Origin of the sequence: Streptosporangium sp. NPDC051022 (assembly GCF_040683035.1) — a bacterium.
In the GTDB taxonomy this organism is placed as follows: domain Bacteria; phylum Actinomycetota; class Actinomycetes; order Streptosporangiales; family Streptosporangiaceae; genus Streptosporangium.
Map to the genome: position 1 here is coordinate 138,120 of NZ_JBFBCF010000009.1, position 17,916 is coordinate 156,035.

16 protein-coding genes, 1 tRNA gene and 1 pseudogene are annotated in these 17,916 nt (G+C 67.2%); 10 read left to right on the forward strand and 8 right to left on the reverse strand.

All coding sequences use genetic code 11. The features are described from left to right. Positions 1-12 precede the first annotated feature (12 nt). Positions 13-525, forward strand: coding sequence for an NUDIX domain-containing protein (locus tag AB0N02_RS17775; RefSeq protein ID WP_363947265.1), 513 nt, complete (start codon positions 13-15; stop codon positions 523-525). A 336-nt stretch (positions 526-861) separates the two neighbouring features. On the opposite strand, the pseudogene AB0N02_RS17780 reads toward AB0N02_RS17775, so the two are convergent. Both AB0N02_RS17780 and AB0N02_RS17785 read right to left on the reverse strand, forming a co-directional pair. Beyond that, positions 862-954 (reverse strand): annotated as a pseudogene (locus tag AB0N02_RS17780) (TRIC cation channel family protein); the annotation flags it as partial. A gap of 219 nt (positions 955-1,173) precedes the next feature. Further along, complete coding sequence (locus AB0N02_RS17785; RefSeq protein WP_363947267.1) at positions 1,174-1,677, reverse strand: class I SAM-dependent methyltransferase; 504 nt, start codon at positions 1,675-1,677, stop codon at positions 1,174-1,176. Positions 1,678-1,869: 192 nt separating this feature from the next. Here AB0N02_RS17785 and AB0N02_RS17790 point away from each other — a divergent pair, with 192 nt between their 5' ends. Then, the gene (locus tag AB0N02_RS17790) at positions 1,870-2,535 is read left to right on the forward strand and encodes a rhomboid family intramembrane serine protease (RefSeq protein ID WP_363947269.1); all 666 of its coding nucleotides are present in this window, start codon (positions 1,870-1,872) and stop codon (positions 2,533-2,535) included. Between the two features lie 366 nt (positions 2,536-2,901). Here AB0N02_RS17790 and AB0N02_RS17795 read toward each other — a convergent pair whose 3' ends face one another. Then, positions 2,902-3,906 (reverse strand): hypothetical protein, encoded by a 1,005-nt coding sequence (locus tag AB0N02_RS17795; RefSeq protein ID WP_363947271.1) that lies wholly within the window; start codon positions 3,904-3,906, stop codon positions 2,902-2,904. Between the two features lie 328 nt (positions 3,907-4,234). On the opposite strand from AB0N02_RS17795, the gene AB0N02_RS17800 reads away from it, so the two are divergent. Further along, a complete protein-coding gene (locus AB0N02_RS17800) occupies positions 4,235-4,855 on the forward strand; it encodes a hypothetical protein (RefSeq protein WP_363947274.1) in 621 nt (206 codons plus the stop codon). 829 nt (positions 4,856-5,684) lie between these two features. Here the strand turns inward: AB0N02_RS17800 and AB0N02_RS17805 are convergent. Beyond that, the gene (locus AB0N02_RS17805) at positions 5,685-6,191 is read right to left on the reverse strand and encodes an SRPBCC family protein (protein ID WP_363947277.1); all 507 of its coding nucleotides are present in this window, start codon (positions 6,189-6,191) and stop codon (positions 5,685-5,687) included. A 60-nt stretch (positions 6,192-6,251) separates the two neighbouring features. On the opposite strand from AB0N02_RS17805, the gene AB0N02_RS17810 reads away from it, so the two are divergent. Both AB0N02_RS17810 and AB0N02_RS17815 read left to right on the forward strand, forming a co-directional pair. Further along, the gene (locus AB0N02_RS17810) at positions 6,252-6,854 is read left to right on the forward strand and encodes a TetR/AcrR family transcriptional regulator (RefSeq protein ID WP_363947280.1); all 603 of its coding nucleotides are present in this window, start codon (positions 6,252-6,254) and stop codon (positions 6,852-6,854) included. Then, the gene (locus AB0N02_RS17815; protein ID WP_363947283.1) at positions 6,854-7,426 is read left to right on the forward strand and encodes a hypothetical protein; all 573 of its coding nucleotides are present in this window, start codon (positions 6,854-6,856) and stop codon (positions 7,424-7,426) included. Before AB0N02_RS17810 ends, AB0N02_RS17815 begins: the two co-directional genes overlap by 1 nt. Positions 7,427-7,486: 60 nt before the next feature. On the opposite strand, the gene AB0N02_RS17820 is transcribed toward AB0N02_RS17815, so the two are convergent. From AB0N02_RS17820 to AB0N02_RS17830, 3 genes are all read right to left on the reverse strand, one after another. Beyond that, a protein-coding gene (locus AB0N02_RS17820) for an IS3 family transposase (protein ID WP_363947286.1) occupies positions 7,487-8,657 on the reverse strand; the annotation gives its coding sequence in 2 pieces (ribosomal slippage) (positions 7,487-8,398 and positions 8,400-8,657; 1,170 coding nt in all). 254 nt (positions 8,658-8,911) lie between these two features. After that, positions 8,912-8,988 (reverse strand) — tRNA-Thr (locus AB0N02_RS17825). Between the two features lie 67 nt (positions 8,989-9,055). Then, the gene (locus tag AB0N02_RS17830; RefSeq protein ID WP_363947289.1) at positions 9,056-10,579 is read right to left on the reverse strand and encodes an alpha/beta hydrolase; all 1,524 of its coding nucleotides are present in this window, start codon (positions 10,577-10,579) and stop codon (positions 9,056-9,058) included. Between the two features lie 272 nt (positions 10,580-10,851). Here AB0N02_RS17830 and AB0N02_RS17835 point away from each other — a divergent pair, with 272 nt between their 5' ends. Beyond that, on the forward strand, positions 10,852-11,523 hold the full coding sequence (locus tag AB0N02_RS17835) for a Crp/Fnr family transcriptional regulator (protein ID WP_363947292.1): 672 nt from the start codon (positions 10,852-10,854) through the stop codon (positions 11,521-11,523). A 131-nt stretch (positions 11,524-11,654) separates the two neighbouring features. Here AB0N02_RS17835 and AB0N02_RS17840 read toward each other — a convergent pair whose 3' ends face one another. Continuing rightward, positions 11,655-12,140 (reverse strand): hypothetical protein, encoded by a 486-nt coding sequence (locus AB0N02_RS17840; protein ID WP_363947294.1) that lies wholly within the window; start codon positions 12,138-12,140, stop codon positions 11,655-11,657. A gap of 227 nt (positions 12,141-12,367) precedes the next feature. Here AB0N02_RS17840 and AB0N02_RS17845 point away from each other — a divergent pair, with 227 nt between their 5' ends. The 4 genes from AB0N02_RS17845 (at position 12,368) to AB0N02_RS17860 (ending at position 17,734) form a co-directional block, all read left to right on the forward strand. Beyond that, a complete protein-coding gene (locus AB0N02_RS17845; RefSeq protein WP_363947297.1) occupies positions 12,368-13,099 on the forward strand; it encodes a hypothetical protein in 732 nt (243 codons plus the stop codon). A 203-nt stretch (positions 13,100-13,302) separates the two neighbouring features. Further along, positions 13,303-15,351, forward strand: coding sequence for a hypothetical protein (locus AB0N02_RS17850; protein WP_363947300.1), 2,049 nt, complete (start codon positions 13,303-13,305; stop codon positions 15,349-15,351). A gap of 18 nt (positions 15,352-15,369) precedes the next feature. After that, positions 15,370-16,362, forward strand: a complete 993-nt coding sequence (locus AB0N02_RS17855) for a hypothetical protein (RefSeq protein WP_363947303.1) — start codon at positions 15,370-15,372, stop codon at positions 16,360-16,362. Then, on the forward strand, positions 16,355-17,734 hold the full coding sequence (locus AB0N02_RS17860) for a DUF4407 domain-containing protein (protein ID WP_363947306.1): 1,380 nt from the start codon (positions 16,355-16,357) through the stop codon (positions 17,732-17,734). Before AB0N02_RS17855 ends, AB0N02_RS17860 begins: the two co-directional genes overlap by 8 nt. Positions 17,735-17,916 lie beyond the last annotated feature (182 nt).

Genomic DNA, 17,916 nt, shown 5'->3' on the forward strand with positions numbered 1-17,916 from the left:
ATGATCACCGGCATGCCCGACGCGATCGTACGACCGTCCGCCCGGATTCTGCTGGTCGACGACGAGCGTCGGATCCTGCTCTATCGCGGGCTGGGAATGACGAAGAACTCCGGCTACGCCTGGTTCACCCCGGGCGGCGGCGTCAAAGACGGCGAGACCGTCAACCAGGCGGGGGCCCGTGAGCTCCGCGAGGAGACCGGGCACTCGGTCGCCCTCGAAGAACTGGGCCGGATCGTGGCCACCAGCTCGGGCCACTGGTACTCGGCCGACGGCAGGCTGTTCCTCTCCCTCGACTCCTTCTTCTTCCTCCGCGTCCGGCGGCTGGAGGTCGACACCTCCGGCATGGAGGGCTTCGAACAGTCGATGATCGACCGCTTCCACTGGTGGTCACTGCCCGAGCTTCACGGCACCGGCGAGCAGGTCATCCCCCTCGGCCTGACCGGCCTGCTGAGTCGCCTCCTCACCGGCGACGTCCCCGACGAGCCCGTCGTCTTCCCCTGGCACCACCCGGACCCCTCCGCCTGAGAACCGCACGGCACCCGCCACGAGCCGCGAGCCGCCCGGCACCGACTGGGCTCGCATCCCCGAGAAGGGGTTACGCCAGACGTACGCGCGCGGCATGTGCCAGCGGTAGCGGATGGCCAGAAGCAGCAGCCCGAAGGCCAGTACGGCGGTTCCCGAGGCGGCGGCGCCGTTCAGCGCTCCGGCCACGCCGAGCGTTACGGTGGCGACCAGGCCGAAGCCGTGACTGAGCGCTTTTATCGTTCCGGTGACGCTGAAGAGCGCCAGAGCGGCCGTGTCGAACACGTCGAAAACAGCGAGAAACCTGTCATGGCGGTGGACCCGGGCACTGAAGAAGACGATCAAAGCCGCCGCCACCGAGGCCAGGTAATAGCCGAGATCGGTGAAAGCAACCGGCGTGACTCCGATGACGATGTCCCTGAACAACCCTCCGCCGAGCCCCGCTTCCTGACCGCACCGGCAGCCCCCTTATGCGTGAAAAACCGGGCTAAGAAGTGCGATTACCCCATACTCCCCCTGTTTTCAAAACAGGATGACAAAGCGACGTTGACCGTGATGAACCCAGAAAACGGACAGCCCAAGGCCAAGGACGAACACGGACATCCGGCCGACCACCTCCCCGGCCCGCACAAACCGCTCCCCGCCTCCGGCTCAGCCGCCTTTGCGCGCCAGAAAACAGACGTGCTGCCGCTTCTGCCCCTCACCGGGCTCCTCCAGAAGTCGCACGATGACGACCAGCCCGGCCTCGGCGAGCAGCTCGGCGATACGGTCGGGCGGCAACAGGTGAACTCCGATGGACACCGGGTGGCCGTACGCGTGCTCAAGATGCCGATACTCGTCGCCGACGTGGGTCCCCAGCAGCAGAAGGCCACCCGGTGCCAGCGCCCGGCAGAAATCGGCGAACACCGTCGGCAGACGCTCCGATGGAATGTGATGGGTGGAGTACCAGGCGACGATGCCACCCAGCTCGCCGTCCCGGAGATCCGGTGCGGTCATCGACCCCACCCGAAACCTCAGGTCCGGGTATCTCCGCCGGGCCACCTCGACCATCCGGGGTGACAGGTCGACGCCGAACACCGGTACTCCCAGCGCGTGCAGGTGCGCCGCCACATGGCCCGGCCCGCACCGCGCCCGCGCCCCACCGCGGCCTTCCACAAGGTCCGTGCCACACCACCCGGCGCGATCGCGAACAGACCCGCTGTCAGGCTCGCGTCTTTTGTGAGCGGCGAGTGGAAGGCGGAACGGGGCATTCAGCTCGAGAATGACCGCATCCTGCTACTACATCTGTGATCTTTCGCCCCGATACTCATCCTGCGGACAAGACACCGAAAGCAATGGGGGAAGCGGATGGAGACCAAAGAACGTGCGGCCGAAATCACGATCGCCGAGGCCCGCAAGGCGTTCTGGGTAATGGTCGGCTTCCTGGCCGTCATCTGGATGATGCAGATCGCCAACTGGGCGTCGGGCTACGCGCTGAGTTATCAGCACGGCGTGCAGGCGTGGAATCCCGCGAGTCTGCCCGACATCGTGTCGGCGCCTTTCCTGCACTGGAGCTGGGAACACATCGAGGCCAACTCGGGCCCCCTGTTCATCTTCGGCTTCCTGTCCGCCTATCGGGGCGTCGCCAAGTTCTTCGGTGTGACGGGACTCATCGTCCTGGTCAGTGGCCTCGGCGCCTGGTTCACCTCCGACCCGCAGAGCACAGGCGCCGGCGCGAGCGGTGTCGTCTTCGGCTACTTCGGCTACGTACTGGTGCGCGGCGCGTTCGACCGACATCTGATCGACATTGTCGTAGGCGTGGTCATGGCCCTGTGCTTCGCCTATCAGTTCACCGGGCTGCTGCCGCAGGAGGGCATCGGCTGGCAGGCTCATCTCTTCGGCTTTCTCGCCGGGCTGCTGGGCGGCTGGTTGTTCCGCGACCGCGACCGCAATCGTCCTCAGCCGGCCCCGGCCTCCGCGCAACAGGACTCCAAGGCCGCGCTGCTCAAGGAACTGGAAGATCTCGGGCTCTGAGGGCCCGCGACATCGACCGGCGAGCGTCACTCCCGCGGACGGCTCCGGCATCCACAAATGCCGGAGCCATCAGCTCTCGTGGCGCCGCCGGTAAGAGGCCCCCGCCGGAACCGGGTGGCGCATTCCAGGGATCGTCGCAACGCGGCGGGGGCCTCTGACCTGGAGCCGCCTTGGGGAATCGAACCCAGCCCTTTTCATTACGAGTCAACGGCAGATCCTAGGGCCAAAGAACTCACGCCCTGGTCAGGCGGTAGATGCAGTGCGATGAGATGTGATCGCGTAAGACGGTATTGCTATATACCACCTCTGCGGACGCAACCACCGCGCCAAGGTCACCCCCACCATGAGCCGACCAGTCTGAGACGCTCAGGAGTCCGCAGGGATAAGTTCGATACGGACCCGCAGGAGGGCTCCGTCTTCGGTTCGTTCGGCATAGACCGAGAAGAACCCGTCGCCCCAACTGGTCATAAAGGTCAGCACCTGGGCACCGCCGACTTCGATCTGTCCGGCCTCATGAGGTGAGCGGTCGATCTGGCGCATGATCTGCCAGTGGTGAGAGTGTGGGCGGAAATCCCACGCCAGCCTCCGCCCAGGTCGGGCCTGCTTCCACCCCTCTATCTCGTGAATACGTGCAACCGCCTCATGGACCGGAAGATCCAGCCATCCGTATTTGGACAGCTCATTGGCCACCGCCGGCGCTCGAAGTTCGACAGCGGCGGCGGTCGCGTCGCTTCCTCCCCAGAAGACGGCGTCCGCCAACCCGTCCAGAGGCTCTTCATGGACCCACGCACTCAACCCGTCGGCATCGGCAAGCATGATGCGAGCCCAGTCGACCCCGACCTTCCCCAGCAATTGCCGCTGGGCGATGGTGCCGTCGTTCACCTCGATGGTCACGCTCTCCCACCCGATACCGAAGTCGAAGACTTTCTCGTGGCCGACGACTGGCAGCGCACGCTCACGTGGGAGGCTCCCCAACACGACGACCGGAACTCCCATCATGAGGAAGGAGTCGCCGGCAGCACACCGCCGTACTCGCTCGCGGTGGGAAACCGCGGGCTCCACCAGGACGAGATCGGCGCGGAGACCATGAGATCGGCAATGCTCCGCGAACAAGGCGGTGAACCCGACAACCCCATGCTCGGGGATGTCGTACAACCAGCGACCTGGTTGCCGATCAAACGACGTCGCGGCCACAGTCGCATCAGGACCCACGATCTCGAAGTCCACGCAAGGACGCAGTTCGCCCTTGTCGTCCGTGTATGACGGACTGGAGTCACCGGACCACATCCCGAGATATCCCGTGTCCACGATCACCAATTCCCCGGAGGGGACGGTGACGGACCCAAGCTCGATCGGCTTCGCAGTCAGCACAGCCACCCCTGGTGTCGAAACGTGATGAGGGCAGGCATGGGGAGAGGGCCGTCAAGACAGATGACGTTTTCGCGAGGGTCATGAAGTCGCACAGCCGGAGTATTGCAGGGGGCGCCGGTGTGCCCCGGGGGCGATTCAAGGACGTACAGGCCGTACGCCTGGCTATGAGATGCGGGGTCCGCGCCCGGTGCCAACCGGCGGTCGACGCCGGGCGCGTTCAGTGAACTCCAAGATGCGCCAAGCCTCTGGTCCTAGTGAATCCCAAGAACAAGCCAATCCCCTGGTCCTAGCGTCCTGAACGACAAACATTCCAAGGAGGAACACACGTATGAGCTTGTCCAAGAAGACTCTTCTGGGCGCGGTGGCGATGGCCGCCGTCTGCCTGGTCCTCACCGCACCGTCGGCGTCTGCCGACAGCACGAACCTCCAGCGCGTCATCGACGTCGCTCCCGGGGCGACCGTGGATATCGCTGAGAATTGCCCGTCCAGTTCTCCCTACATGCAGAGGACTGGATTCCGCGTACAGTACGGCCCCGGCGCAGACGGGATGAAGAGTGTCCGCCGGAACGACGAGCGCGACGGCTGGGTTGTGAGAGCGACCAACAGCGGCACCGAACCGGCAACGGTATCGGTTACGTACATCTGCTCGACAGCGCCGACGACCATTGGCAAATGGAACGCCGTCATCGTCAGGTCGAGCGACAAGAAGCCACTCAGGGCTCCCGTCGGCTGCCCGTCGAACTACCCCCTTTTCGAATCTCTCGAGTATGAGCAGAGAGGCCTCACCCAAAGCTTCACATCGTACGAGGTCGACGCGGGTGCAGGCGTCCAGCGGCTGGTGCCGGAGCCCAACGGGCAGGTCTATATCACCTTCTCCAGCAGCTACCCTTTCCTCACCAACCCGCCGGTGAACGAGTACATCAAATTCAATTACACCTGCTCGAGATAACGGCACTTCGCCAGAGAGACAGGCGGCTCACACCGTTGAGCGAGTAGCGGAGATCCCGGCCGCCAAGGTGTGGGCGATCAGCACGGTCGGCTCCCCTAAGCAACGCGGTCCATCAGCAACGGATCACCCTCGCCCATCCAACGTAACCCTCTCAAACATTACGAGGAAGCTTGGATCCGATCGGCCGGTTCGGCACGGAGGTAATTCCCACGCCCCGCGGGCGGTCGAACTCGGGGCGAGCCGGTGACGGCGGCCGTCGAGATCGGCCGAGATGGCGGGGTTGACGAGGCCCGGTGGCCTACCGGCCCCGGTGGGGCCGGTCACCCGCCAGCCCCACTCGCAGAAGTTGACGCAGGCGGTCGAGGAACGGGTACGCGATCAGGCCGTCCCCGCCGAAGAATCGGTGCCCACTTGCTGCTGGACGGGCGTGGGCACCCATCTGCTCTGCATGGTGCCGTGACTTGCGTCATGCTGCCGCTCAACCTCGGCGTACCCCCCAGACCGTGCGTGACATCGTCGGTCACAGCGACATCGAGGTGACCATGACGATCCACCTGAAAGATCGAAAGGCGTTGCTGTCACTGGAGATCAAAAAAGCCCCGAACGATGATCAGCGTTCTGCGCGACAGGGTCCGCCACCAGCCGAACGGCTACTCGTCCGCGGGGCCGGCACCGTCGCACAAGACAAGCAGCGTCGGCTGTCCGCTGTCATTGGTGGTACGGGCCCGAGACGTTCTCGGTCGCAATCCCTGTCGGCTTCTCCTGCTCGTTTACTGGACGATCCGGATCATATGGGCCGAGTACCGGGAGCTCCCCTGAGCGGGCGACGTCAGGTGGACGTTTCAGTCCCGGCGGGAAACTTTCGCAGTCGCCGCAGTAGCCGTACCCACAGTGACCAACGTGCGGGACGGCGGCTCATACGGCCGGTCGCGGCGCGTTCGGCGTTGTCGAACAGATCGTGCACCAGGGCCTCGTGCATCCAGCGGATCACCAGCGGCCACAGTACGGCCATCCGCCCCTCGACGGTGCCGACGATCGTGTGAGTGAGGCGGCAGCGGCCGGGGCCCTGCGCGGTGATGAGAAACTCGTGGTAGCCGTTGAGCCCCGAACCCGGTTCGAAGGACAGGCGGACGCGACGGCCAGGCTCGTAGTCGGTGACGCTGTAGCTGATCGGGCCGTGACCTCCGCGCGAGCCAGGGGTCAGCCCCGCGTCGAGGACCAGGGGCGGCCATGCCGGTTTGGGCCAGAGTTGGTCGTCCTCGGTTCCCACCTGATCCAACAGTGCGCCCAGGCGCTCAGGAGGCGCGTCAACGAGTCGGTGCTGGATGTTCCGCATCCGGGCCTCCATACGCTGGCGTATTGATACGGTGCCGCATCAATACGGTAGCGTACGTTCGTGATCTCCAAACGCCCGCGGCTTACCGCCCATGACTGGGCCGAGGCAGCCCTTGAGGCGCTCGGCGCCGCTGGACTGGCAGCCGTCGCCATCGAGCCGCTGGCCGTCCGCCTCGGCACCACCAAGGGAAGCTTCTACGCCCACTACGCCAACCGCGAGGCACTCGTGTCCGCCGCACTGACGCTGTGGGAGCAGCGTTCGACCGAGGCGCCGATCTACGCGCTGGAGGCCGAATCGGATCCCGTAGCGCGGCTACGAACGTTGCTGAAGCAAGCGGGCCGACGCACCGGCCAGGACCCAAGCGAGATCAACATCCTGGCTTCGGCCGCACACGAGCTGGTGGCTCCCGTGGTGCGACGGGTGATGCAACGGCGCGTCCAGTACCTGATCTCGCTGTTCGAGCAGATCGGGTTCACCCGGACCGCGTCCGTCCATCGCGCGACGCTGGCGCACACCGCCTACATCGGGCTCATCGAGATGACGGCTCGCCTCCCGGGCGCGTTGCCCCTCGAGAACGCCCGTGCAACCGACGAATACGTCAAATCCGTACTCGCTCTGCTTCTGTACGGCGCGGACCGCTGCGACCTACCGGGAGAAATCTGATGAGTGACACGCTCCAGACGTTCATGCCCACATACGACCACCGCGTCGTCCATGTGATCGGCATCCCCGCCCCGCCCGAGGACGTATGGGCGCAGATGCTCGCCGTAACGCTCGCCGAGCTTCCGCTCCCCCGCCTGCTGATGGCCATCCGTACCTTGCCCACCCGCCTTCGCGGCGGCGGGTCCGCACTCACGGCCAGATCACAGCCGCTGGCCGAGCTCTTTCGCGCCGACAACCGCTGGGTGACGCTGGCCCAAGAGCCGGGCCATGAACTGGTCCTCGGCAGAGTCGCTCGGTTCTGGCAGCCCGTCCCGACGGCGCCGACCAATGTTCGCACCGCTGAGGACCTCGCCGCCTTCCGGGAATCCGGGTTCGCCAAAGCGGTGATCTCCCACGAGATCATCCCAGAGGGGACCGGCTCACGGCTGGTGACCGAGACCCGCATCCAGGGGACCGACCCTCGTGTGCGACGGCTGTTCGCCGTCTACTGGTGGCTCATCAGACCGGGAGTCGGTCTCATCCGACGCAGTGCGCTCAACGCGGTCGCCCGCCGCTGCGACCATTCCGTCTAGGACCTGTACGAAGTTGTGGGGCGCCCAGGATTTTCCGGACAGTCGGCTTGTGGGCGTAGCCTATGCGGCTCGTGGATGTGAGTAATGCTCGGCTAGTACCTCACCAGGTGTGCGGTAGCCGAGTGCCGAGTGCAGGCGGCGTCGGTTGTAGAAGCCCTCGATGTAGCGGATGACCTGCCGCTTGGCCTTGGCGCGGGTGGCGAAGACGAACCGGTCCAGCCACTCGGTTTTGATGGCGGCGAAGAACGATTCGGCCATCGCGTTGTCGTAGCAGACGCCGGTTCGGCCGGCCGAGCGGCGGATCCGCCGGTTGGCGCAGAACTGGCCGAAGGCGTCGCTGGTGTAGTTCGAGCCGCGGTCGGTGTGGAAGATGGCGTCCGGTTCGACCAGGCCGGTGCCGAGCGCCATGCGCAGGGCGTTTTTGACCGGTTCGGTGCGGTAGTGGTCGGCCATCGCCCAGCCGATGACGGCCTTGCTGTGGCAGTCGATGACGGTGGCCAGGTAGAGGAACCCTTCCCAGGTGCGGATGTAGGTGATGTCGCCCACCAGTTTGAGGCCGGGCCGGGGCGCGGTGAAGTCCCGGCGGACCAGGTCGGGGATACCGCGGAAGGCGCCCTGCTGGGTGGTGGCCGGCCGGAATGCCCGCGCCTGGACCGGGGCCAGTTCCAGCTCACGCATCAGCGCCCGGACCAGTTCGGCCGAGCAGTGCTGCCCGGCGCGGGCCAGCGCGGCGTGCACGCGACGGTAGCCGTAGGTCTGGTGACTGTCGGCGAAGATGCCGGCGATGAGGGTCTTGAGGTGCTCACGCCGCTGGGCGGTGGCCGAGGCGGGCCGCTCACGCCACTCGTAGTAGCCCGAGCGGGACACCTGCAGCCACCGGCACATCCGGACGATGCCGTGGGCGGCCTTCTCCGCGTCGATCAGCTCGTACTTGGCGAGCGTCATCGAGTCTCGGCGGCGAAGAAGGCGGCTGCTTTTTCAGGAACGCCAGCTTCTCGCGCAGCTCGGCGTTCTCGCGCTCCAGCTCGCGGATCCGGGCTCGTTCCGGCCCCGACAGCGGCTGTTCGGCCTGGGGGTGGATGGCTTTGTGCATGTTGACCCAGCTGCCGAGCGTGGTGGGGTTCATGTCGAACTCGCGGGCCACCGAGGCGACCGTGCGGGGGCCGTCCAGCACCATGCGGACGGCTTCCTCCTTGAACTCGGGCGAGAACTGCCTGCGGCGTCGCGTCACGTACTTACCTCTTCCAGACTCTCTGTCAGGTTATGCACCTGACTGTCCGGAAGTCGTTGAGCACCCCATACCACCGTTCGGCACCGGCATGTCACTCATCTATGCACCCTCTACTGGAGAGTCGTTTCCCGCAGACTTCAGGCTGGCAAGGCACCGAACGAACATGTTTACACGCCTACAGCGACCCGTTGCTGTAGGCGTTGCTGTAGGGCACGCAAAAGGCCCTCCCGAATCGCCGGAAGGGCCTTCTGACCTGGAGCCGCCTTCGGGATTCGAACCCGAGACCCCTTCATTACGAGTGAAGTGCTCTGGCCGACTGAGCTAAGGCGGCGTGCCACGCCTTTTTCGCATGGCCTACGGCAGTCTACAGGCTTCCCGGCACTTCCCGCGCCCCCGAATCAACCGATCTTGGGGCACTGGACTCCGTCCTTGGGGACGAGGAGGTTGATCAGGTAGTCGTCGACCAGACGGTCCACGCATGTGGAGCCGCTCCGGTAGGCGGTGTGGCCGTCGCCGTCGAAGTCCACCAGCACGCCCGAGGAAAGCTGGTCGGCCAGGGATTTGGCCCATTCGTACGGCGTGGCCGGGTCACGTTCGGTTCCCACGACCAGGATGGGGGCGGCGCCGGGGGCGTCGATCTTGTCGTGGGGCTTCTCCTTGACCGGCCAGTAGGCGCAGGGCAGTCCCCCCCACATGATGTACGGCCCGAACAGCGGCGCGTCGCGAAGGGATTCGCGGGCCGCGGTGGCGAAGGCGGAGGAGGTGCGGGGGAAGGAGGCGTCGACGCAGTTGATGGCCGTGTTCGCCTCAGTCTGGTTGGAGTAGGTGCCGTCCCGCTTGCGGTCGATCAGCACGTCGGCCAGGCGCAGGAGGGTGGTGCCGTCGCCCTTCAGCGCCTGGGCGAAGGCCTGGCGCAGGTACGGCCATGCCTGCCGGTCGTAGAGCGGGGTGGCGATGCCGAGGACCATCCACGGTTCGCCGACCTGACGCCGGTCACCGATCTTGTTGGTGAGAGGACGCTGGTCGGCCTCGCGGAGCAGTTCGACGATCTGGTCGTGGGCGGACCGCACCGTTCCGTGGAAGGGGCAGGCTGCGGTCGCGAGGCAGTCCTGCAGGAACGCGTCGAGGGCCACCTCGAAGCCCCGGGCCTGGGTGGCGTTCATCTCCAGCGGGGAGAGCGAGGGGTCGACGGCCCCGTCGAGGACGAGGGCGCGGACGCGGCTGGGGAACAGGTCGGCGTAGACCGCGCCGAGCTCCGTGCCGTACGACTTGCCGAGGTAGGTCAGACGCTCGTCACCGAGGGCCTCGCGCAGCAGGTCCATGTCCTTGGCCGCGTCGACGGTGCCGACGTGCGCCAGGAGTTTGCCGGAACGTTCCTGGCATCCGGCGACGTACCGCCGCGCCCCCTCCTCCAGCGCGGTGATCTCGGCGGGTGAGTCGGGCGAGCTGTCAAGGCTGTTGAAGGCGTCCAGCTCGTCGGGCGGCAGGCACCGGACGGGCGACGACTGCCCGACTCCCCGGGGGTCGAATCCCACCACGTCGAAGCGGGCCCGCACGGCGTCGCTCAGCACCGAGCGCGCGTTGCGCGCGTAGTCGACGCCGGAGGCGCCGGGGCCGCCGGGGTTGATGAGGATCGAGCCGATGCGGTCGCCCGTGGCGGGAAGGCGGATCACGCTGATCTCGATCTTCTCGCCGTCGGGTTTGTCGTGGTCGAGGGGGACGCCGAGTTTGGCGCACTCGAACTCACCGCCGCAGGCGGCCCAGGCGAGCCCCGTCCCGGGTTTCGCGGATCCCGTGGGGGCTCCGGTCGCGGGTCTGCCCCCGGAACCGCCCGCGTCTCCGCTCTTGGCTCCGGCCCCGCTGCAGGCCGTGGTGAACAGCGTCAGCGCCGCGAGGGCGGCGGCCGTACGGCGGAGTCTCACGCCTTATCCGCTCCATAGATCAGGCCGCACGACGGCATGGCGTGGGGCCGGGATGCGCGAAGTGACTGGCGGGTCATGTACCGGTGGCATCGTACGCCTTGAAAACCCCCGCTGCGGGGAGAGCGATCGGCGATGCTGAAGTATGTTCCCCCACGCTCCACAGGAATGTAGCGATCAACGTGAATGAGACACACACCCTCAAGTGAGGAGGTCTCGTGCCTGACAGAGCATCCCAACGCGGGCCGGACTCGGCCTGGCCCGTGGGAACCCTCATGTCCGCTCTTGACGAGAGTGCGCGTGGAGAGCTTCTGGCTCTGGGCAAGTCCGACGCTCACGAGCCCGGGGCGGTTCTGATCCAACAGGGCGATCTCCGCAGCGACCATGTCTTCCTGCTGCGTTCGGTCCGGCCGAGACTGCCCGCCTGCGCCAAGGTCACGGCGATCCTCGACAACGGGGTCGAGGTACTGCTCGGCGTGCGGGTGAGCGGTGACCTCGTCGGTGAGATGGCGGTGTTCAGGGGGGTGGGCCGTTCGGCGACGGTCACGGCGTGCACGCCCATGCTGACCTTCCGGATACCGGCCACCGCCTTCCTCTCCTATCTGAACAACCGCCCGGAGTCATGGCCCGTGCTGGCCGCCATGATCGCGCAACGGCTCGACTGGGCCAACCGGCGCAGGCTCGACTTCGCCGCCTTCGAGGTCCCGGTACGGCTGGCGCGCGTCCTCAGCGAACTGGTGGAGCGCCATGGTTTCGCGGTCCGGGACGGGACGGATCTGGGGGTCCAGCTGTCCCAGCCGGAGCTTGGGCGGCTGATCGGGGCCAGGGAGGCGGCGGTGGGCAAGGCGGTCCGGATCCTCAAGGAGAACGGGCTGTTGAAGACCCACTACCGGCGGGTGATCATCACGGATCTGGAGGGACTTCACGCCTTCGCCTCGGAGGACTGAGCCCGCGGTGGATTGAACTCGCGGTGGATTGAGCTCGTGGAGAACCGGGCCCGCGGTGGATTGAGCTCGCGGAGGACCGGGCCCGCGGTGAACCGGGCCCGCCGGCGGATCGGGGCCGCCGGCGGGCAGGATCATCGCCACATCACGACGAGCGCCAGCCAGCAGATCGCCGAGCCCAGCATCAGGCCGGTCCAGGGCACCGCCCTGGAGACGTGGCGATACTTGCGCTCGGCGATCGCGGCGAGGAGTTCGGCCATCGCCCGCGCCTCCGCGATCCTGGCCGGGATGCTCCGGGAGACCTCGTTCGGCGCGGACGGTCCACGTCCGGCGACGCCGTACCTGCTCCGGATGGCCGGCGGCCTCAGGACGGGCCGGACGGCCTGGAGCATGTGGTAGCCGGAGACCAGGAAGCCGAGCAGGAAGAGGCACAGGAGCACGGCTCCGGCTGCGCCGCCGGCCTGACCGGGCTGGAGGCCCGCCGGGACCTGGGAGGCGACGGTCGCGGCCGCTCCCGCGTGCAGTACGACGAGGGTGCTCACCTTCCCGTCGGCGTGCTGCACGTATCCCTGGAACGACGCCACCATCGCGAGCGCGTCATTCAGGTCATCCTTCGTCACTTCATGAGGCTTCTGCCGGAACCTAAATAACATTTCCCTCTCACCCTCCCCCTCACCTCCATGTAAAGGGGGAGAGCGTGGTACGAGTATGGATTAATACGCTTTGGATTGATTCTCACTATTCGGTGGGTCACATCCCCTACTGGTAGGGGATGTGCCCACACCTGCCTGCCTCATACTGATGTCCCAGAAGGCATCGGCCATAGAAGGCAAGAAACCAGGAAGCCATGGAAAGCGCCTCTTTCGAACGCGCCCTTGTCATGTCCAGCGACCTGAGAGGTTACGGACAGGGGAACGACAAGCGGCACGAGATCATGCAGCGAAACTTCGTCGACGTCCACACGGCCGCCGCCGCACAGGCGGGGCTCAACCGCGGGGGCTGGGCCATCCAGCCGGGTGGCGACGGCGAACTCGCGATCCTGCCGACGAGCGAGCCCGAGCCTCTCGTCGTCGACCAGTACATGCGCGCGCTCCACCGGGAGCTCGTTCAGCGCAACCACACGCTGGCACCGCACGAGCGGTTCCGGCTCAGGGTCGCGCTCGCCTTCGGCACCGCCTACCCATCGGTGAACGGATACGCGGGTCAGGCGGTGGTCGAGGCGAGCCGCCTGGTCGGCTGGCAGGCGTTGAAGCAGGTGTTCAACGACAGGGAGGAGGCGAACATCGTCCTTGTCCTTTCCCAGCGGGTTTTCGAGGACGTCGTCCTCCAGGGCCACACCTCCTTTTCGGCCACCGACTTCCACCGGGTCATGGTTCACGAGAAGGAGTTCGCCGGCCCCGCCTGGGTCTGGGCCCCGGATCTCGGCCCGGGAAGCCTGAGCCACCTGTCGGGGCCATCCGAGGCACCGGAACCGCCGGACGGCGGGAACGCCGCCGTTTCCCAGCGGGCGGAAGTGATCAACAATATGAACGGCTCCGTCGACGCACGCGGGGCGATTTTCGGGGTCAGCCGTAAATGACGGCCAAGAAATCTCCGCAGGAGGACCCTCGTCCCGAATCCTCCGCCACCCCTTCGCCGGATGGGCAACAGCAGAACGCCCTGGACGAGCAAGAGGCGGAAAATCCGGATAAAGCCGACAAGGCAGAGGAGGCAGAGAAGTCCGAAAAGACAGAAAAGGTAGAGGATGATTTCAACGAGGCCGCTCTCGGCCAGAGCGCCACCGTGATCAACAACTTCCTCTCCGGCGTGAACGCGCAGGACGCGACCTTCGGCATCGCGGGTGCTCCGACGCCCCGTTCGATCTCCGGGCAGCTCGGCCAGAAGGACTTCGAAGACGCGCTCAGACACTTCGTCAGGCCCCGGAGCTTCGGTAAGGCTCTGGCGATCCTGCGCGAGCGGCATGTGGTCGTCCTCGTCGGAGACGAGGGGATCGGCAAGCGGACGAGCGGGGCGGCGCTCCTCGCCGAGGTCAGACTCTCCTCAGAGAAGATCGTCCTCTTCTCTCCCGCCCGGAACCTGGAGGACCTGCTGTCCGTCTCCTTCAAGGAAGACCGGGTCTACTTCATCCGCGACTGGATCGAGGGAACGGCCGAGACGAGTGTCCGGCGCTTCACCTTCGACGCACTGAGCACCAAGCTGGCGCAGGTGGGAACGTATCTCGTGATCACCCTGAACCGTCCCGAGATCCGTCCGGAGCTCACGGCGTTCGAGGTCGGCTGGGAACCGCCGGACCCGCTGGAGATGCTCGAGGCGCGGTTCGGCCGGGACCGCTTCTCCCGCGAGCGGGACCGGATCCCGCAGGAGGCCGCCACGCTGCGCTCGCCACGCCTGGTCGTCGAGCTGGCCGAGCAGATGCTCACCGGCGCCCGACCACCCGAGGAGATCCTGGCCGACCTCGGCGGCAGCACCGTCGCCAAGTGGTTCGACCGCGAGCCGAAACGCTCCGAAGTGCTGGCCATCGCCGCCCTCGCCTTCGCGTACGGCGTGCCCGAGCGCGTCTTCGAGCGTCTCGTGGTACTGCTGACCGCCATCGCGGACGAAGTGGAGCGGCAGGGAGCCGAGCGCGAGCGGCGCCACATCGAGGAGGACCTGCCCCGGAGCAGGAGACTCTGGTACGACGGACACGCCCTGATCGAGGTGTCGGCCGACGGCGGGGAACCCAGGGTCGTCTTCCGCAGCCCGCACCACCGCGAGCAGGTGATCCTGCGGCTCTACCGTGACTATGGATACCGGCTGCTGGAGCCGTTGCGTCAGTGGATCCGCGAGTTGGCGAACGACCTGCCCGAGGTCCAGGTGCAGGTCGCGGCGGGCCTCGCCCTGCTCGCCAGGAAACACCCCGAGGAGGTCAGGGAGTCGTTCCTCTCCCCCTGGGCCGAGGGCCTGGTCGAGGAGCGCCTGACGGCGGCCAGCACCCTGTCCATCATGTGCGCGGACGACGTCACGGCGGCCGTCGCCCTCACCACCGCCCTGGACTGGGCCGAGGACGCCGAGCAGCAGCAGGCGATGACCGCGGCGCTCGCCTTCGCGGGCGGTCTGTCGATCCGCTACCCGGCTGAAACGGTCGGCTGGCTCTGGTACCTGTCCCTGCAAGGTGTCCGGGTCGGCAACGTCGCCCAAAGAGCCCTGGCGCTCATGTTCCAGACGGCGGCGGAGCGGGCCGACGAGGCGCTGGCCGGCCTGCGGCTGCTCGTCATGCATCTTGAGCGCGATCTCAGCGAGAGGCCGGAGCCCCAGCGTTCGCGACGGGCGCTGGAGGCCGTGCTCGGCGTGCTGGACGCCGACCGGCTGGGGCATGAGGAGCCGCTCATGGCCTGGCTGCTGCTGTCCCAGCCGGACAGCGCCGGGGCGATCGGCACGCTGTGGGCCTGGACTCTGCACAGCGCCCATCATCGTGCCAACGCCGTCCGTGCGCTGTGCCGTACGCTCCGCCATCTGGGCGAGCAGGACGGTCACCGGGAAAGACAGGACGGCGCCTCGGGGGAGACGGACGGCCACCGGGAAAGGCAGGACGACGTCTCGGGGGAGACGGACTCCGGCCACCTGGAGGGGCAGGGCTGTGGCGCGGGAGGGCGGAGCGCCGCCCTGGCCGCCGCGGACGCGCTCGGCGAGGCGGTGTGGTCCACCCTGCCCGAGACCGTCGCGGTACTGGTGAGGCGCGCGATCGACCGCGCCTGCGCCGACGGCCACGGCCACGTGCGGCGGGACTCCCCACCCGCCAAGCACATCGTCCTCGCCCTGCTCAACGCGGGCTTCCGGCAGACCCCTTCTTGACACACCAGGGAGACATCGATGTCCGCTCTCAGCGGCTACCCGATCATCGAGGAACGTGCTCTTCGGCCTCCCCAGCGGCTACTGGGGCTCTTCCCGCGCCGGAACCTCGAAGAGCTCCCCGAGACGCCGGTAGGGACCGTTCTCGTCTTCGCCGTGAACGGCGGTTACAAGGCCTACACGGAAGGCCGGCATCTCAGAGGGGGCGAGGACGCCGTCGTGCGGGCGAAGTCGGTGAGCGTCGTCTACGTGCGCAGCCATCGGGTCACCCTCAGCGTCGAGATCCCCTCACGGGACATGGGCTACCCCTTCCAGCTGCAGGCGACCTTCGCGTGCAAGGTGACCGATCCGGAGACGATCGTGGCCTCCGGCGTCGACGACGCGGCGACGATACTGGGCAACCACCTCCGCGACGACGCCCAGCTCATGCGCCTGGGTATGGCCCGGCCGATCGAGGAGGTGCACCTGCTGTCCTCCGACGTCACCAGCCAGGTCCGGGCCTATCTGGAGTTCTGCCCGCCCCGGGTGGACGGGTTGGAGGCCACCCTGGTCAACGTCGACCTTCTCCCGCCGGAGGACATCCTCACCCACGGCCAGCAACTCAAGCAGCTCACGTGGACCGGGGAGCGCAAGGAACTGGAGTGGGCGATCGAGAACCGGGACGTGACCAGGATCGAGACCATCTTCAGGCGTGGTGTCGAGGCCAGTCTCGCGCTCGGCGCCAGCCGTGAGGAAGTGCTGCTGTCGGACAGCGTGATGGTCACCTACAAGGCTCAGGCCGCCCGGATGAAGGCCCTGTCCGACCTGATCGACAGCATGCCCGAGGGAGCGCTGGACTTCCTTCCCATCGACACCCACAGGCTCATCAACCGGGCCATCAACTCCATCGTCGGAGGCGACCCCCCAATCGAGGCCCCGCGGGACGGCGAACGCCTCGGGCTCACCGAGGGAAAGGCCTTCAAGGACTCGGGCGAGGGGCCGCGCAGGATCGGGCTGGAGGAGCTCGATGACTGAGGGCGCGCCCCGCGGCGGGCGGTCGAGACCCCGGGGCGCCGGACGACCTGGTCTGCGGTTTGACCTGGGAAGACGACTGCGGGTCCTCGCGGGGGTCGACGAGGAGATCCTCGACCAGGTACCGCTGGAGCGGACCCGCTACGTCGGCCTCGGCGGTGTGGTGCTGGGCACCGCGGTCGTCGCCGGGGTCTCCATGTGGTTCGCGCTGAGCCAGGCCCTCGGCGGCGTCCACGTCGTGTTGGTCGTTCCCGCGCTGATCTGGCTGCTCATCGTGCTCAACCTCGACCGATGGCTCGTCTCGACGGTCACCGGCATATGGCAACAGCGGCTCATGATGCTGATTCCACGCCTGCTCGTGGCCGTGGTGCTGGGTGTCATCATCGCCGAGCCGCTGGTCCTGAGAGTGTTCGAGACCGCCGTGGTCCAGCACGTCATCGACGAGCGGGAGGCCGCGCTGAGCAGGGAACGGGCTCTGCTGGTCGAGTGCAATCCGCAGATGGCGGCCACGCCGCCGCCGGGCCGCGGCTGCGAACGCGCCAGGCTCATGTCCTCGGCCGCGGAGGCGGACATGGCCGAGCTCGCCGAACTGGAGAAGGACGCGGCCAAGCTGCGGGAGCGGATCCGGGCCGGCAGGGCGAACTACCAGCGACTGTTCGACCAGGCCACGGCCGAGTGCGCGGGCCGCAAGGCCGACGGGACGAGCGGCAAGCGGGGAATGGGCCCGCTCTGCCGGCGCCTCGACGCCGAGGCGAAGAAGGCCATGGCCCGCAGCGACCTGCCCGGCGATCAGCGCGAGCTCCAGAACATGGAGGCCCGGATATCCGCGCTGCGCGGCCCCCTCGCCGACAAGCAGGGCGACTTCGGTCGCGAGATCAAGGCCAGGATCGACGAGCGGCTGTCCGCGATGCCCGGCAAGGACGATCCCGTCGGGCTCCTGGAACGGCTGCGGGCGCTGCACGCGATCTCGTCGGAGAACACCTACCTGTTCGCGGCGAGCTGGCTGCTCCGGCTCTTCCTGGTCCTCATCGACTGTCTTCCCGTCCTCGTCAAGCTCATGGGGGGCACGACCACCTACGACCGCATGGTGGAACACGCCAACCGGACGCAGGAGAGGGTCCACGAGAAGCGTCTCCAGCTCGACATGGACGCGCGTATCGGTGAGCTCGAACTGCGGGCCCACCGCGAGGCGGAGGAGCGGAGAAGACAGCGTCAGCTCGTGGACGTCGATGGCAAGGCCGCCGACGCCGAGGCGCGGGCCACCCTGGAAAAAATGATCAAGAAGCGGAGCGAGGAGCTGCGCTCCCAGAACAGCGGGGAGGACCGGATCAACGGCACCCGTCCGCACGTCGGCATGAGGAACCCCTTCCAATGAGGCCTCCGCGGAGGTGAGGCACGGCGGGCTTCCCGCGGACGCCCCCTCACCTCCGCGCGGAACCTCCACGAAACCTCCGCAGGACCTCCGCAGGACCTCCACGGGACCTCCACGGGACCTTCGCAGGACCTCCGCGGAGCCTTCGGGGCCGCTCCGGAGCCTCCCCTGGGCGGCGTGCCTTC